Here is a 14,357-nt window from a genome sequence, read left to right as displayed (position 1 = left end):
CAATGAATACACCGATTGAAATCAACACCGAAGGCGATCGGATCGTTTACGTGAAAGCCGTCGATGTAGCTGACCTGCCTCGGGAAGTACGCGAACAGGCCGGTGATCTGGATCAGCTTTATGCTGTGCACGATTCAGATGGTCAGCAACTGGCACTGGTCGCAGACCGCAAGCTGGCCTTTGTTCTGGCGCGCGAGCATGACTTCTCTCCGGTGGCCGTTCACTGAAACGGCCCCCCACAGCGCGTGATTTTCCCGTGACATCCGCCGCCCCACGGGTGAGATATGCGAACCAGGATTGGTTCGCAGGGCGGAGGCTTCAATAAATGAGCTGGTTTGATTTTGACTGGGTGGATGCCTTCAGTGACCGCGCCTTTGGTGGCAACGGTTGCGCGGTGGTCCATGGTGGGGCAGGGTTGCCTGAAGAAGTCTGCACAGCCTATGTACGGGAAACTTCTTTGGTCGAGTGTACCTTCACAGGCCCGTCAAATGTGGCCGATATCAAAGTACGCTATTTTCTGGCCAGCCGTGAGATCCCTTTTGCCGGACACCCAACTATTGCCACCGTTGCGGCAATGCGGTCGCGTGGTTTGTTTCAGGGCGAGGCCCTGACCTTGGAAACCGGGGCAGGGATCGTGTCGATTCAACTCAACGGCGATGAGATTGAGATGACGCAGGTCGCACCGCAATTTGGTGCGATGGTTCCTGCCGATCTTGTTGCCGCGGCCATTAATCTGCCGGAAAATGCGATCATCTCGCCGCCTCAGATGGTCTCAACCGGATTGCCGTTCTGTGTCACTGTTCTGCGCGATCTTGAAGCGCTGCGTGCTGCAACGTTGGTTGAAGAACCTTTACGCAAGGTCATAGAGGCCGGAGGGTATTCTGGATCGGACATGGCCGAGCCGTATATTGTGACGCTCCAGGGTGCGACTGAGGCTGGAGATACGTTTTCGCGCCTGATGATGTTGCCGCCCAGCCCACCTGAGGACCCGTTTACCGGATCCGCAACCGGGGCAATGGCGGCATATCTGTGGAAATACGGTTTGATGCCAAAGGATACGTTTACAGCTGAACAGGGCCATGACCTGGGCCGCCCGGGTCAAGCGACTGTGACGCGCGTCGGACCGGCGGATGCGATGACCGGTATCAAGGTGGCTGGGCGTGGCTTTGTGTTAATGCGCGGTCAGGTCAACTTGCCCGAGCAATTGTCATGACTGAACCCGCGATCGCCATCCTGCCTTACGGGCATCGGTTGGGGCCGAAACTGGCTTCGGTTCCATTGTCCGATCTGATCTGGCCCGAAGGGTGCCCCGAGCGCCTGATGGGTAAAACGGTTGGCGATCTTGAGCGTACCGACCACCTGATCATGTACCCTAATTCAACCGTGCATCTGCGCCTTCGCCGAGGGACCCGCGCTCGGATTTCCCTGATGATGGGTGAGCCGTCGGCCATTCACGCCAAGCACGACAAGATGCTGCGCTACACGTGGCGACGTTTCTTTCGCGTGATGACGTTCCACGATGTGTTGCTGCAGAACCTTCCGAACTCGGTGTTCCTGCCTTATGGCGTGACAATGGTGCCAGATTGGCGTGAGTTGGATGTCGAAAAGACCAAATCCTGCTCACTGATCGCCTCGGCCAAGCGTGATCTGGAAGGCCATCAATTGCGCCATTCAGTGATTGACTGGGTACGCGACAACGGGGCCGACGTGGATATCATGGGGCGGGGATATACCCCGTTCGACCGCAAGTCCGACGGGTTGGCCCCGTATCGCTATTCCGTCGTGATCGAGAATGTGCGCGAGAAGAACTATTTCTCGGAAAAGCTGACAGACGCGATCCTGTGTTCAACGGTTCCGATCTATTGGGGCTGCCTGAATATTGGCGACTTCATGGATACCAAGGGCATGATCCTCTGCGAGTCCGAAGTCGATATTCAGCGCGCGATCGGAGGCTTGTCCGCTGAAGACTATGCCCAGCGATTGCCACATCTGAAAGCTGCACAAAGCAAGGCAGCAGAGTTTGGTGACTTTGAAGGTCGCGCGGTACGAACGCTGCGAGAACAGGTCAACGCGGCCTAGTGGTCCATTGGTTTTGGGGCCAGCCATCCCACGGGCCGTATAGGGTTTGCCAGGGCGTCAATTCCATGCCGAAGGCAAAGCCGCTGCAGGTATGATCCGCTGACAGGAAGCCCGGCGGAATTGCCTGCTAAGAACTTTTTCTGGTGTCCGTAGATGTGGACCGAATGCACCGCATCACGTTCAATATCGGACGTGGAAATGAGCGGATCGTGCAATTTCCATAGCTGTTCCTTGTCCAATGGATAGAAGACATCGGCGTGCATTGCGTGTACGTCTTCACCCGTTTGACGCAAAAAGAACTCCAGCGCTTTGGGGCCTGAGCTGCCCCATGGCAGTGCTTCGATGCCCCAGGATTCACCGTTTCGGATGCGCCTGCGATTGTGCCGAAACAATCGCCCGCCACGCCAGGGTTGGGTCGGATTGGTCGAGGTCACGAAGTCGATCCATAACGCCAGTGTCTCAGAATCTTCCGGCAGGCGCAGTACGCCGTTTGGAAAGGTACCTGATTGAGAAGATCCAAATATATAAGAGGAAGAAAAATCAAATGGCTGCACGCAATAAGCATCCAGATCGACCCAGATGAACGGGGTTTTCTGCATAAGCCGCAGTCGGAAAATGTCCGAAAACACTGCGATCCCCAACCGATCTTCCGGTTGGAAATCAAACGGCGCGGGCCAGAGAATGTCGGCTGCGGGTCGTACCTCGGCACCCTTAGGCACGCCTTGGACTTCATGCACGGTATACAGGACAAACCGGTGACCGTTATCCAGGTAGGATTGAATACACAACGCCTCGAGCCAGCTTAAATCTGAGCCGAACCAGAAACTGGCAATTGCAGGCAGGTCGCGGGTCATGGGCACTTTGCGTTTTTGTCAGGTGTTGCATTTGCACTAAGGCAGTCCCCGCTTGTCAATCCAACAAAAAAAGCGGCCACTGATGGCCGCTTTGATTATTGGTATCCAGAACGTTTATGACGCCGCAATCAGACCCATGCTTTCCAGTTTCAACAAAACCTGATGGGCACAGTTGTCGACCTCGACATTTTCGGTCTCGACGCTCAGCTCGGGGCTGTCGGGTACGTCGTAGGGGTCCGAAATTCCGGTGAACTCTTTGATTTTGCCTTCGCGTGCCAGCTTGTACAGCCCCTTGCGATCGCGGCGTTCGCATTCCTCAATACTGGTCGCCACGTGAACCTCGCAGAAGGCACCGAACTGTTCGATCTCTTCCCGGACCGCGCGACGGGTCGTGGCATATGGTGCGATCGGCGCGCAGATTGCGATACCACCATTTTTGGTGATCTCGCTGGCCACATAGCCGATGCGGCGGATGTTCAGGTCGCGGTGTTCCTTGGAAAAGCCGAGCTCAGACGACAGGTTTTTCCGCACAATGTCACCATCCAGCAGGGTAACAGGGCGGTCGCCCATCTCCATCAGCTTGACCATTAGGGCGTTAGCAATCGTCGACTTGCCTGAACCCGAGAAGCCGGTGAAAAACACGGTGAACCCTTGCCGCGAACGTGGTGGGAAGCGGCTGCGCAGCTCTTGCACGACTTCGGGGAACGAGAACCATTCCGGAATCTCAAGACCTTCACGCAAACGGCGGCGCAGTTCGGTACCCGAGATATTCAGGATGGTGACGTTGTCCTTGTCGAGGATTTCATCATTCGGCTCGTATTGGGCGCGTTCCTGCACGTAGACCATGTGTTTGAAGTCGACCATTTCGATGCCGATTTCGTCCTGGTATTTGCGGAATAGGTCTTGGGCATCGTATGGGCCGTAGAAATCTTCGCCCTCACTGTTCTTGCCGGGACCGGCGTGATCTCGACCAACGATGAAGTGGGTGCAGCCGTGGTTGGCGCGGATCAGCCCGTGCCAGACCGCCTCGCGCGGACCGGCCATTCGCATAGCCAGATTCAGCAGCGACATCGAGGTGGTGGAGGCCGGGTATTTGTCCAGCACAGCCTCATAGCAGCGCACGCGGGTAAAGTGATCGACGTCCCCCGGTTTGGTCATTCCCACGACCGGATGGATCAGCAGGTTGGCCTGTGCCTCTTTTGCGGCGCGGAAGGTCAGTTCCTGGTGTGCGCGGTGGAGCGGGTTACGCGTCTGAAACGCCACGATGCGACGCCAGCCGACCTTGCGGAAATAGGCGCGCAACTCGTTCGGCGTGTCGCGACGCGCGCGGAAGTCATAATGAACCGGCTGCTGAATACCGACCACAGGTCCGCCCAGATAAACCTTGCCCGCCACATTATTCAGATAATTCACCGCAGGGTGTGCGTCGTCATCAGCACCAAAGACCTTTTCGGCCTCGCGCGCTTTGTCGGGCGTCCACCGGTCCGTCACGGTCATCGTGCCCAGAATGACGCCTTCCTGATCGCGCAGTGCGATGTCCTGGCCTAGTTCGATTTTGTCGGCGAACGCTTCGTCTACGTCCAGCGTGATGGGCATCGGCCAAAGGGTGCCGTCGGCCAGCCGCATGTTTTCAACGACATTGTCGTAGTCCGCCTGGCTCAGAAATCCCTTGAGCGGGTTGAACCCGCCGTTCATCAGCAATTCCAGATCGCAGATCTGGCGCGGGCTCAGGTCCCAGCTGGTCAGATCGGCGGCTTCCACCTTCATTTTCTGTGCCGACTCGTATGACACGTACAATTCGGGGATAGGGGCCAGGTTACTTAACATCGTCATTGGAATACTCTTGTCGAAGTGCTTTTTTGCCGTTGAGTTAAGGGCGTTTGCCCCGGCATTTGGGTGAAGTCCATATACCTTGATGAAACTAAGGACGATATGCGTGGTTTTTTCCCGCAATGGAAGGATTTTCCGGTTTTTGACACAAACCGCGAAGTTGGTCCTTGCGGTGGGCAACAATTCCACTGAATTGAGGGCGAGTGTTCTTATGCAGCGACACTGGCGTTCAAATCCGCAGCTGTGTGGACGGGCAAGGCGGGAATCGGGCGCGTCACACCGCGCAACTCAAACGAGCGGACTTGCCGCATATCGCCCTCATAGCCTGCGGCCAGCAACAACTCTTCTGAGACCAGAAGTTCGCAACCCAGTGTTTTAGTTTCAGCTTCCAACCGGCTGGCCACATTGACGGTGTCTCCGATGATCGTGCGAGCGGCATGGCCTGCAGCGCCGATTTCGCCCAAAACAAGGTCGCCCAGATGCAAGCCCATTCCTATGCGAATTTTAGGGCTGCCCTCGGATTCCAACTGCTGATTGAAACGTTGCAGGGCCAGGCTGATTTCAGTGGCCCCTTTTATTCCCGCCCGGGCCGAGGTTTGAGCGTCGGCGGTTTCGAATACCGCAAGTAGGCCGTCGCCCATGTATTTGTCCACCACTCCGCCTTCGGCGGTGATCGCGGGAACGATGGCGTCAAAAAAACGGTTCAGCAGGAAAACGATGTCATAGGGCAACTGGCCGGTGGTGCGAGAGGTGAAGCCGCGCATGTCCAGAAACAGGACCGCCAACTGCCGCTCCTGACCCTGGCTTGCATGTGCCCTGTGCCGCGCGCCGTCCGGGCGAAACATTCGAAACGCCGTGATCGGCGCAGTCGGCCGGATCTGGCAAGCTAGCCGGGCACCATCCGGGGCGCTGACTGCGGCAAGGCTTCGGGCTTCGACCTCACCGGGTTCAGGCAGTTGATCCGCGCCATCCTCGACAATCACACGGCAGGTGGTACAGCGCCCTTTTCCACCGCACAGCGCGGTGTGCGGAATCCCGTTGGCTTGAGATATTTCAAGTAAGGTCATGCCTTTTTCGGCAACGACCTCAGGGCCCTGAACATACTTGACGCGCACGGAATGTCGGCGGCGCCACAGCTTGCGGATCGCAAAAACCGCCAGAGATGCTCCAAGGGCCACCCAGAACGCCATCAGCGCATTGTCCTTGACGTTGAACAGGGTCTGAAATTCTTCTGGAGAAGGCCAGTTGTAATGCTCGATATATTGTTCGCGCAAAAAAGGATCTGCAAAATCGGCCCAGATCCGGCGCCCTTCCGTCAACACTCCAGTAAGAGCAAATGTCGGAACGAACACAGCCAGACCAATCAGATAAGGTACCAGTTTGGGCCACCATTTGGTCAGCCGCAGCCACATGTGCAGTCCGATGCAACCATGCACCCAAACTACCAATAACAGCAGGCTTTGCATCCAGACCGCGTAGCTGGGCCACATCAGCACGATGATATAGCCCATTTCATCGTTCACATCGAAGACCGTGTTCGCATATCGCGTTTGCACGATGTGTGAGATCAGTTGTAATGGGATCAACAACCCCAGCACCATCTGCAACCCCGTGCTGAACGGCATTCGCAATGTCCTGCGCTGGCTAATTGAATACAGGGCCAACCCTGCGTGAATTAGCAGAGCAGCATAGAGGATTACGCTTCCGATCCCGTGGCGCGTGATCACATGCCGGGCATCCTGCATGTCATGCAGGTAGTCCGTGTGAAACAGACCAAGGCCGATATTGATGAAATGAAAGAACGCAAAGGCGAACAGAATCAGGCCGCTGCCGATCCTTAGCCGGGTTGCCCGCCCGCCTTGCCACAGAACAGTTTTCAATCAGATCACCCGCATTCGTCTCGTCTGAGGCCGAGTCTGATACGCCGCAGCTTAGCGGTCAAGCGGAGGTTGTGCGTAATGCGGTGCCCAATCCGTCGGCGGTGCGTGCACACCGATAAGGGAAGGCGACGGGTCGAACAGGACAATGTGGCTGAGTTCGGGGCGCGAGCGCGAGCTGTACATCAACCCGTCCGCGCCAATGCTGCGCGCGTGGTCCGAGAACCGCCATGTGGGTGAGGTGCCCTGTTTGGCGTGAATATCCTGCCATAGGACAGATGCGTCAGACTGCCCCCGTAGGTCGACCAGCTTTGCGTCTGTCACGTTTGCCTGCACCAAAACCCGTGGCGGATCGCCTGCCGTGACATATCGCCGAATGGCGATTCCGGCGCCTTCCGCGCTGAGCGATGCGTAAAGCGCTGGCTGTCCCGGGTAATGAAAACGCCCCTCTGGCGCCCGAGCAGGGGCCAAAGGGGCGTCCAATTGTGACAGAAACAAAATTCTCCAGACCGGGCCAGAGAATTCCAGCATCTGATTAGTCCTGTTCGGCCAGGAAACGCTCGGCGTCCAATGCGGCCATACATCCCATTCCCGCGCTGGTGACAGCCTGACGGTAGATGTGGTCGGTCAGGTCGCCCGCCGCGAATACACCCGGCACCGAAGTTTCGGTCGAGCCCGGTTTTGTCACGACATAGCCGCCCATATGGGATTCCAGCGAGTCCTTGACCAGCTCATTGGCTGGCGCGTGCCCGATCGCAACAAAAACGCCCTTGCAGGGGATCTCGGTGATCTCACCGGTCTTCACGTTTTTGACGCGCACACCCTCGACACCCAGTGGGGCATCGGTGCCGGTCACCTCTTCCAACTCATGGAACCACAGGGGTTCGATTTTCTCATGCTTAAGCAGACGGTCCTGAAGGATCTTTTCCGCGCGCAGCTCATCCCGTCGGTGTATCAGCGTGACCTTGCTGGCAAAATTGGTCAGGAACAGCGCCTCTTCCACGGCGGTGTTGCCGCCGCCGATCACCACGATTTCCTGTCCGCGATAAAAGAACCCGTCGCAGGTGGCGCACGCCGAAACGCCAAAGCCCTTGAATTTTTCTTCTGACGGCAGCCCCAGCCATTTGGCGCGCGCGCCGGTGGCCAGAATGACCGCATCGGCGGTGTAGATGGTTCCGCTGTCGCCTGTTGCGGTGAACGGGCGTTTACTGACGTCCAGATTGTTGATTATGTCACCGATGATTTCACAGCCCATCGCTTTGGCGTGGTCTTGCATACGCACCATCAGGTCGGGGCCTTGAACCTCGGTATCTCCGGGCCAGTTTTCGACCTCGGTTGTTGTGGTCAGCTGGCCACCCGGCTCGATGCCCTGAACCAGAATCGGCTCCAGCATCGCGCGACTGGCATAAACGCCGGCCGTGTAACCGGCCGGTCCCGATCCGATGATCAGAACCCTGGTGTGTCGTGTTTCGGCCATGGTACCCCCAACTCGATCTGCCTGATTGGGGCGCGTAGCCCCTGACGGATGGATATAGCGACCACCGCGCAGGGCTTAAACCCCCAACCTTTTGACAGGCTGCTATGCGATTGCTGGTGGGCGCTCAAAAAAAGAACATTGAAAATATAGAATATTGCGCGGATGCGAAAGATAATTGCGCATTGATCGGGTGCTGATATAACAACCGAAAATTCTAGGAGCATTTCATGGTCGCGATACGGCTGGATGAGATTGATCGCAAGATTCTGGCGGAATTGCAGGCAGACGGTCGTATGACCAATGTTGAGCTGGCAAAGCGCGTGGGTATTTCCGCGCCGCCCTGCCTGCGGCGGGTGCGCACACTTGAGGAGTCCGGGCTGATCCGCGGTTACCATGCCGATGTGAACTCACGCGAGCTGGGGTTCGAGGTTCAGGTCTTTGCGATGGTGGGTTTGGAAAGCCAAGCCGAATCCGAACTCAACGCGTTCGAGGAACGCTGCCGCGAATGGCCTCTGGTCCGGGAATGCCACATGTTGAACGGCGAGGTGGATTTCATCCTGAAATGCGTCGCCCCCGACCTGAGCAGTTTTCAGCAATTCCTGACCGGCGAACTGCTGACGACGCCCAACGTAGCCAGCGTAAAAACATCGCTGGTTATCCGCGGCGCAAAAGACGAGCCCGGCGTTCCCTTCGACGTTCTTGAAGAACGAATGAGCCGGACGGCGTAAACATCATCCGCTTTTGATGCGGTTTTGACGGCGGCAGAAAAGCTGCGACCGTCAATGATAGAACCCAACTAAGTATTAGCTGCATGATGCCCCCACATTGCAGTTAATTTCCGTTTTCAGGCCGTGAGCGCGTCCACTTCGCCGTCTCCGGCGCGCGGCAGAACCAGCGGGCCAAAATCATTCAGCGATTCGATGTGCGCAAACAAGTTCAGGTAGATCGACCTAAGTGATCTGCTGACCTGCCGCACGGCGTTGACGCCCGGATGGTAAGATTCGAATTGCAGGCCGTCGACCTTGATGACCGAGTGGCGTTTCAGGCAGATGTGAAACAGTTCGATCGGGGTCGGCGGTAGCGTTTCGATCACGCTCATACCGTCCTGGAATTCATGAACAGGGGTCAGGATTTCACTGCCCCCGTGCAAATGGCGCAGGTGCGCAGGCGCACCCAGCAAGCGCGCGGCAGGCCCCGCGATCACGCCAGACAGCGGCTTTTGCATCCCAAACGTATCAGCCATGATCCGCGTTAGCGGGCGCGTTCGGCCACGCGAATCCTCGCGTCCGGGAATCAGTGTCACCGACCCTTTCCACAGAACTGTCTGCAGTTCGCCATCCTGTGTCAGAACCGAGTCGCCCGGAAGCAGATCTTCGATCGCCAATGGGCCGTGTTCGGTTTCCACCAATGATCCGCGCGTAAAAGCGCAGAACGCGTCTTCGAACATAGGCAAAGCCGGGGCGATGTGGCGCGTTAACGATACATCTCCGTTTGGCATCAACGTGCTGACCTCATAGCGCCGCAGCTGCGCCTTTGGTCTTGCTTGTGTCCTTGGGATTTCGCGCAGCATGGTCGAAGTTTCGACCGCGTTTCTGGCTGCACGCGCCAAGGAATGTGGAATTGTCATTTTTATTCCGTCCCCTCTAAAAAGCCGCTCAGACGGGTAGAGCCCTCCGTACAGGGCAACCTGACCGGCATCTTTTTTGTCTTGAATGAGATAGAGACCACAGGGCGCACGCCTTTCCGGCGTCGCAGCGCGATGAATTTACGCTTTCCTTTGGTCAACACACTGACCCCCCAGACAAACTCACTACAACGCAAGCGGAAATTACCTGCGCACACACACCCCTGAACCAGGCCGCTGGAAATTTCAGCGGTTGGTCACACACCGGCCCGGAGCACCCCTCCGATGTGCGTCTTCACCCTTGGAACCGGCAGCTTGGTTCCTTGGGCCTTTTGGTCAGCGCCGGCGCGCCAAGCGGCGCGCGACCCGGACCGAAGTACTGGAAACCCGTTTCCACGGCATTTCCGGTGCCTGCTCTCGCGTGGCCGCAACAACGGCACTGAGGAAGCGAGATTTGACCTTCATGATATTGTTCCTGCTCGTATCGGAGTGTGAACACCCCGTTTTCCCTTGTCGGATCACTGTGACGCGTCATTGCGGCACCGATAAGGCTGATCCGGGGTTAATGCAGTATAATTGAAGGTCAGCAGGTCCTCTTCCTTTGGAATGCCTCGCACTGCTGGAAAATCGATTGATAAACATCTGAGTGCGGACAATAAAAATCAAAATGTCTCGACTCAAACAGACACAATAATTGTGGCAAAAAAGCGGCGACTTTGCCACAATTGGGGCGCGAGTTATAATTTAATGGCGGAAATCAGGCGGCCGTAATCGGCCTCTTTCGCGTGGGTTGAGCGGCGGTAGGAATAGAATCTGTCCGGGTCTGAATAGGTGCAGTGCCGCGTCCATTCGGCCTGACCCACGCCAGCTTGCCGCAACTTGTGCAAACCAAAGGCGGGCAGGTCGAACTGCAATCGATCCCCACTACCATTTGCGAAGAACCTGAGATTATCGGGTGAATCCGCAGCGAATTCATCCAGAAAATCGGGACCGACCTCATAGGCGCCTTGAGAAATCGTCGGGCCAATAACGGCGACAGTGTTTTGTCTTTGCGCCCCTAAAGCCTCCATCGCGTCCAAGGTTGCTTCCAAAACGCCGTCCAGTGCACCGCGCCAGCCCGCATGCGCGGCTCCGATCACATTTGCGTCAGGATCGGCAAACAACACCGGTTGGCAATCCGCGGTCAGAATCGTCAGCGCCAATCCAGGGGTCGCGGTGACAACGGCATCTGCCTTGGGCTTTTCTCCATTGATGGGCGCGTCCACTGTGAGAACAGTCGGCGAATGCACTTGATGTACGCCGACCAAAGCATCCGATTCGACCTCCATCGCGGCGGCGACGCGCTGACGGTTCACCGTCACTGCTTCGGTTTGGTCAGACGAGCCATAGCCGCAGTTCAAACCCGAAAATATACCGGAAGATGCCCCGCCCCGGCGGCTGAAGAATCCGTGGCGGACAGGCGAAAGGATGTCCGAGGTCAGAATTTCCAAAGTCATGGTTCCAGTCCCGGTGGAGGTGCAGCATATGAGGGGTAGAGGCCCAGTACTTTGAACAGGTTTCCCATTTCCTCGGGGTGCGTCAACCGGCGATGTGCAGCAATGAGTGTCTCAAGCTCAGTCCCGCCGAGTGGTGATGCCAATGCCTGCGCGCGGGCAGTGATGCCGAGTCGCTCCAGAAATATGCCCTGAGGTGTCAGCTTTGTATGTGCGCAACCCGCCGCGCGTGCCGCCAGGGCAAGCGGTTCGAAATCTACATGCGCGGTCAAATCCGCATGACCCGGCGCTTGGAGGGGATCAACACGTTCATGTGATTGCAAAGCTTGAAACGTGTCGCCCAGCGATTGCCAGTCTCCATAATCAACGATCAGCGCAGTGCCACCATACGATGCGATCCGCCCTGCGATGACGGTCAGAATCGGAATAGCGGCCGCGCAAAGTTCGACCAGATCGCCGTCTTCAGTGTCGGTAATGCGATCCGCAAGAGCGACCTGACTGGTGTTGGGCCCCAGGCCAAACGCTAACGATTCGCCTTCTGCGCCGATCAGACGTTCGTGCCAGCCATCACCGTCACGTAGGAACTGTCGGATTGGCAGTGCGTCAAAAAACTCGTTCGCCACCAGAAACAGAGGAGCTTCGGGCAATTCGGTAAGCGAATCGATCCAGCGCGGATCGTGAATGCTGAGTGTTTGGGCCTGTCTGTCCCGAAGCGCAGGCGAGGCTTCGAACAACACGATTTCGGCCGCCGCATGGAAGCCCGGCACGCTGCGGGTCGCGCGCAGGATATCTTCCATCAGGGTGCCGCGTCCCGGCCCCAACTCGGCCAGCGTGAAACTGTCCGGCTTGCCCTGATCTATCCAGCATTGCGCCAGGCTAAGACCGATCAACTCGCCAAACATCTGGCTGATTTCCGGGGCTGTGATGAAATCCCCCTGTGCGCCCAAAGGATCGCGGGTGGTATAGTACCCGAACTTGGGGTTCAGCAGGCATTCGGTCATGAAATCGGCGACGCTCATCGGGCCGTTCAACGCGATTTGCGCCAGCAGGTGGTCCTTAAGGTTCATAGCGCCGATCGCGCGCGCAACGCGAGCCAAAGGCCAAGTGCGATCATCGGCAGAGACAGAAGTTGTCCCATCGTCAGACCGTATCCGCCAAGATGCCACGCCAGTCCCAGCGGATTGCCGGGCGAGACAAATTGCGCATCGGGTTGGCGAAAGAACTCGACGAAGAACCGCGAAGCCCCATAGCCTGTTAGAAAGACGCCGGTCACGAGGCCTGGCTTGTGAAATGCCCCGCGCCGGTAAGCCATCCACAGGAGAACTGTGCCCAGCAACAACCCTTCCAGCGCGGCTTCGTACAGTTGCGAAGGATGGCGGGCACACATTCCGGCGACAACGCCGGGGCAATCTTGCGCGGCAGCGCCGGGAAAGATCACCGCCCACGGAACCTCGCTGGGTCGTCCCCAAAGTTCGGCATTCGTGAAATTCGCCAATCGGCCCAGCAGCAAGCCGGGTGGAACAGCGTGTGCAATCAGATCGGCCATGGATAAAATCGGTATCTGATGCCGACGCCCGTAAAGGTATGATGCGACAACAACCCCCAGCAGCCCACCATGAAAGGCCATCCCACCCTGCCAGATCTTCAGAATCTCCAGCGGGTGCGACAGGTAATAACCCGGTTGATAGAACAGAACGAACCCAAGACGCCCGCCCAGAATAACGCCCAGGATGATCCAGGTGATCAGATCCTCCAACTGCTGCGGCTTCATCGGGGGTGTTTCCGCGGGCCAAAGGGCAGGGCGTTTCAATGCCATAATGCCCAGTCGCCATGCGATCAGAATGCCGACGATATAGGCCAGCGCGTACCACCTGAGTGCGAACTCCATCCCGAACAGCGAGATCGAGAACAATTCGGGCGAAAGGTCGGGGAAATTCAGAACAGCCTGCATGTGCGTCTCATTGCCCGGGGTTTGCGGGGCAAGTCAACCTTGAGCCCGAGCCAATCTTTACCCATATAGAGACCAACCGCGATACCGGAGTAAAGCCATGCAAACCCGTAATAAGATTCTTGATGACGTTTCCCAGCTGATGACCAATGCTATGGGCGTGGCGCAAGGCGCGCGGGAAGAGGCCGAGAATGCGATGAAGTCGATGATCGATCGCTGGCTGGCTGACCGCGATTTCGTCACGCGTGAGGAATTTGATGCCGTGCGTGCCATGGCGCAGAAAGCGCGTGAAGAAAACGCCGCACTTGAGGCGCGCATTGCCGCGCTTGAAGCCAAGCTGGACAAATAAGTTCCGCAAACCCGAAATTTTGAGAAAAGAAAACCGCCGCGCAATCCGGCATTGGATTGTGCGGTGATGTGTATTCTGACGTCTTGCTGAATTTAATCAAGACAAAGCTGTGTGAGCGGCCAATATTTTGATCGCCGTTGCCTACTGTCCACAACTTATTGCTGTTATCCCCAACAAATAGGGTTGCCAGAACCCTGCCCGCGGCGCACCATATCTAGTACAGGCAGACTGGGGAAGCCCGGCTTGTAGAGCAAGCAACTAGCGCTGGGGCGCTGCCAGCCCCTAAAAGGCTAGAGATTAGTGAGGTGGCATTATGGCCCTTTCCGAACAGTTTCTCGAAGAAGACCTTCATCCAATCGACATTGTTGAACATCTTGCCGAACACCATGATTGGGATTTCGACCGGATCGGGGATGATCAGATAGCTATGGCTGTTGAGGGGCAGTGGCGCACATACTCGATCACCCTGGCTTGGTCCAATTATGACGAAACACTCCGCATGGTGTGCTCTTTCGAAATGGACCCGCCATCCGAACGCACGAATGAGCTTTATGAGCTGCTCAACAAGATGAACGATCAGTGCTGGGCCGGTGCGTTTACCTACTGGGCTAATCAAAAGCTTATGGTTTACCGGTACGGACTGGTTTTGACCGGCGGCCAAATGGCCAGCCCAGAACAGATCGACACAATGATCACCGCAGCGGTGCTGAGCGCTGAGCGTTATTACCCAGCGATCCAGTTGGTCACCTGGGGCAACCGCGATCCCGAGGACGCGATGCAGGTCGCCATTGCAGAGGCCTACGGCCGCGCGTAAAGCTTTGCCCCA

At 57.0% G+C, this 14,357-nt stretch carries 16 protein-coding genes; 6 read left to right on the top strand and 10 right to left on the bottom strand.

Features of this window, described 5'->3' with window-relative positions; all coding sequences use genetic code 11:
* The first annotated feature begins 2 nt into the window (after positions 1 to 2).
* From GOW92_RS06465 to GOW92_RS06455, 3 genes are all read left to right on the top strand, one after another.
* Positions 3 to 227, top strand: coding sequence for a DUF1150 family protein (locus GOW92_RS06465; RefSeq protein WP_170466716.1), 225 nt, complete (start codon positions 3 to 5; stop codon positions 225 to 227).
* A gap of 98 nt (positions 228 to 325) precedes the next feature.
* Entirely contained in the window at positions 326 to 1,213 is an 888-nt protein-coding gene (locus GOW92_RS06460) for a PhzF family phenazine biosynthesis protein (protein ID WP_170558988.1), read from the top strand.
* Positions 1,210 to 2,079 (top strand): hypothetical protein, encoded by an 870-nt coding sequence (locus GOW92_RS06455; protein WP_170558986.1) that lies wholly within the window; start codon positions 1,210 to 1,212, stop codon positions 2,077 to 2,079. The genes GOW92_RS06460 and GOW92_RS06455 overlap by 4 nt, the downstream gene beginning before the upstream one ends.
* Here GOW92_RS06455 and GOW92_RS06450 read toward each other — a convergent pair.
* From GOW92_RS06450 to trxB, 5 genes are all read right to left on the bottom strand, one after another.
* A complete protein-coding gene (locus GOW92_RS06450; RefSeq protein WP_170558984.1) occupies positions 2,076 to 2,933 on the bottom strand; it encodes a hypothetical protein in 858 nt (285 codons plus the stop codon). The genes GOW92_RS06455 and GOW92_RS06450 overlap by 4 nt on opposite strands.
* A 114-nt stretch (positions 2,934 to 3,047) precedes the next feature.
* On the bottom strand, positions 3,048 to 4,766 hold the full coding sequence (locus GOW92_RS06445) for a bifunctional sulfate adenylyltransferase/adenylylsulfate kinase (RefSeq protein ID WP_170558982.1): 1,719 nt from the start codon (positions 4,764 to 4,766) through the stop codon (positions 3,048 to 3,050).
* Positions 4,767 to 4,972: 206 nt separating this feature from the next.
* Positions 4,973 to 6,643 carry an adenylate/guanylate cyclase domain-containing protein gene (locus GOW92_RS06440; RefSeq protein WP_170558981.1) on the bottom strand — a complete coding sequence of 557 codons (1,671 nt, stop codon included), beginning with the start codon at positions 6,641 to 6,643 and terminating at the stop codon, positions 4,973 to 4,975.
* Positions 6,644 to 6,694: 51 nt separating this feature from the next.
* Entirely contained in the window at positions 6,695 to 7,171 is a 477-nt protein-coding gene (locus GOW92_RS06435; RefSeq protein WP_170558979.1) for an RES family NAD+ phosphorylase, read from the bottom strand.
* Between the two features lie 4 nt (positions 7,172 to 7,175).
* Complete coding sequence (gene trxB, locus GOW92_RS06430) at positions 7,176 to 8,117, bottom strand: thioredoxin-disulfide reductase (protein WP_170558977.1); 942 nt, start codon at positions 8,115 to 8,117, stop codon at positions 7,176 to 7,178.
* Positions 8,118 to 8,344: 227 nt separating this feature from the next.
* On the opposite strand from trxB, the gene GOW92_RS06425 reads away from it, so the two are divergent.
* Positions 8,345 to 8,845: an Lrp/AsnC family transcriptional regulator gene (locus tag GOW92_RS06425; protein WP_170423073.1), complete on the top strand. Its 501-nt coding sequence runs from the start codon at positions 8,345 to 8,347 to the stop codon at positions 8,843 to 8,845.
* A gap of 116 nt (positions 8,846 to 8,961) precedes the next feature.
* On the opposite strand, the gene GOW92_RS06420 is transcribed toward GOW92_RS06425, so the two are convergent.
* The 5 genes from GOW92_RS06420 to lgt all read right to left on the bottom strand — a co-directional run bounded on the left by GOW92_RS06420 (position 8,962) and on the right by lgt (position 13,185).
* A complete protein-coding gene (locus GOW92_RS06420) occupies positions 8,962 to 9,744 on the bottom strand; it encodes a Hint domain-containing protein (RefSeq protein WP_170558975.1) in 783 nt (260 codons plus the stop codon).
* Between the two features lie 333 nt (positions 9,745 to 10,077).
* Positions 10,078 to 10,206 carry a hypothetical protein gene (locus tag GOW92_RS25135; RefSeq protein ID WP_302477274.1) on the bottom strand — a complete coding sequence of 43 codons (129 nt, stop codon included), beginning with the start codon at positions 10,204 to 10,206 and terminating at the stop codon, positions 10,078 to 10,080.
* Positions 10,207 to 10,478: 272 nt separating this feature from the next.
* A complete protein-coding gene (gene pgeF, locus GOW92_RS06415) occupies positions 10,479 to 11,237 on the bottom strand; it encodes a peptidoglycan editing factor PgeF (protein WP_170558974.1) in 759 nt (252 codons plus the stop codon).
* Positions 11,234 to 12,301, bottom strand: coding sequence for a class I SAM-dependent methyltransferase (locus tag GOW92_RS06410; protein ID WP_170558972.1), 1,068 nt, complete (start codon positions 12,299 to 12,301; stop codon positions 11,234 to 11,236). The genes pgeF and GOW92_RS06410 overlap by 4 nt, the downstream gene beginning before the upstream one ends.
* Positions 12,298 to 13,185 (bottom strand): prolipoprotein diacylglyceryl transferase, encoded by an 888-nt coding sequence (lgt, locus tag GOW92_RS06405; RefSeq protein WP_170558970.1) that lies wholly within the window; start codon positions 13,183 to 13,185, stop codon positions 12,298 to 12,300. The genes GOW92_RS06410 and lgt overlap by 4 nt, the downstream gene beginning before the upstream one ends.
* A 97-nt stretch (positions 13,186 to 13,282) precedes the next feature.
* Between lgt and GOW92_RS06400 the strand changes: the two genes are divergently transcribed.
* Both GOW92_RS06400 and GOW92_RS06395 read left to right on the top strand, forming a co-directional pair.
* On the top strand, positions 13,283 to 13,531 hold the full coding sequence (locus tag GOW92_RS06400; protein ID WP_050604795.1) for an accessory factor UbiK family protein: 249 nt from the start codon (positions 13,283 to 13,285) through the stop codon (positions 13,529 to 13,531).
* 313 nt (positions 13,532 to 13,844) lie between these two features.
* Positions 13,845 to 14,345, top strand: coding sequence for a YbjN domain-containing protein (locus GOW92_RS06395; protein ID WP_170558968.1), 501 nt, complete (start codon positions 13,845 to 13,847; stop codon positions 14,343 to 14,345).
* Positions 14,346 to 14,357: the final 12 nt, after the last annotated feature.

Source organism: Ruegeria atlantica, assembly GCF_013032505.1.
GTDB classification, from domain to species: Bacteria; Pseudomonadota; Alphaproteobacteria; order Rhodobacterales; family Rhodobacteraceae; genus Ruegeria; species Ruegeria atlantica_F.
This window is presented reverse-complemented; position numbering and strand designations above follow the sequence as displayed.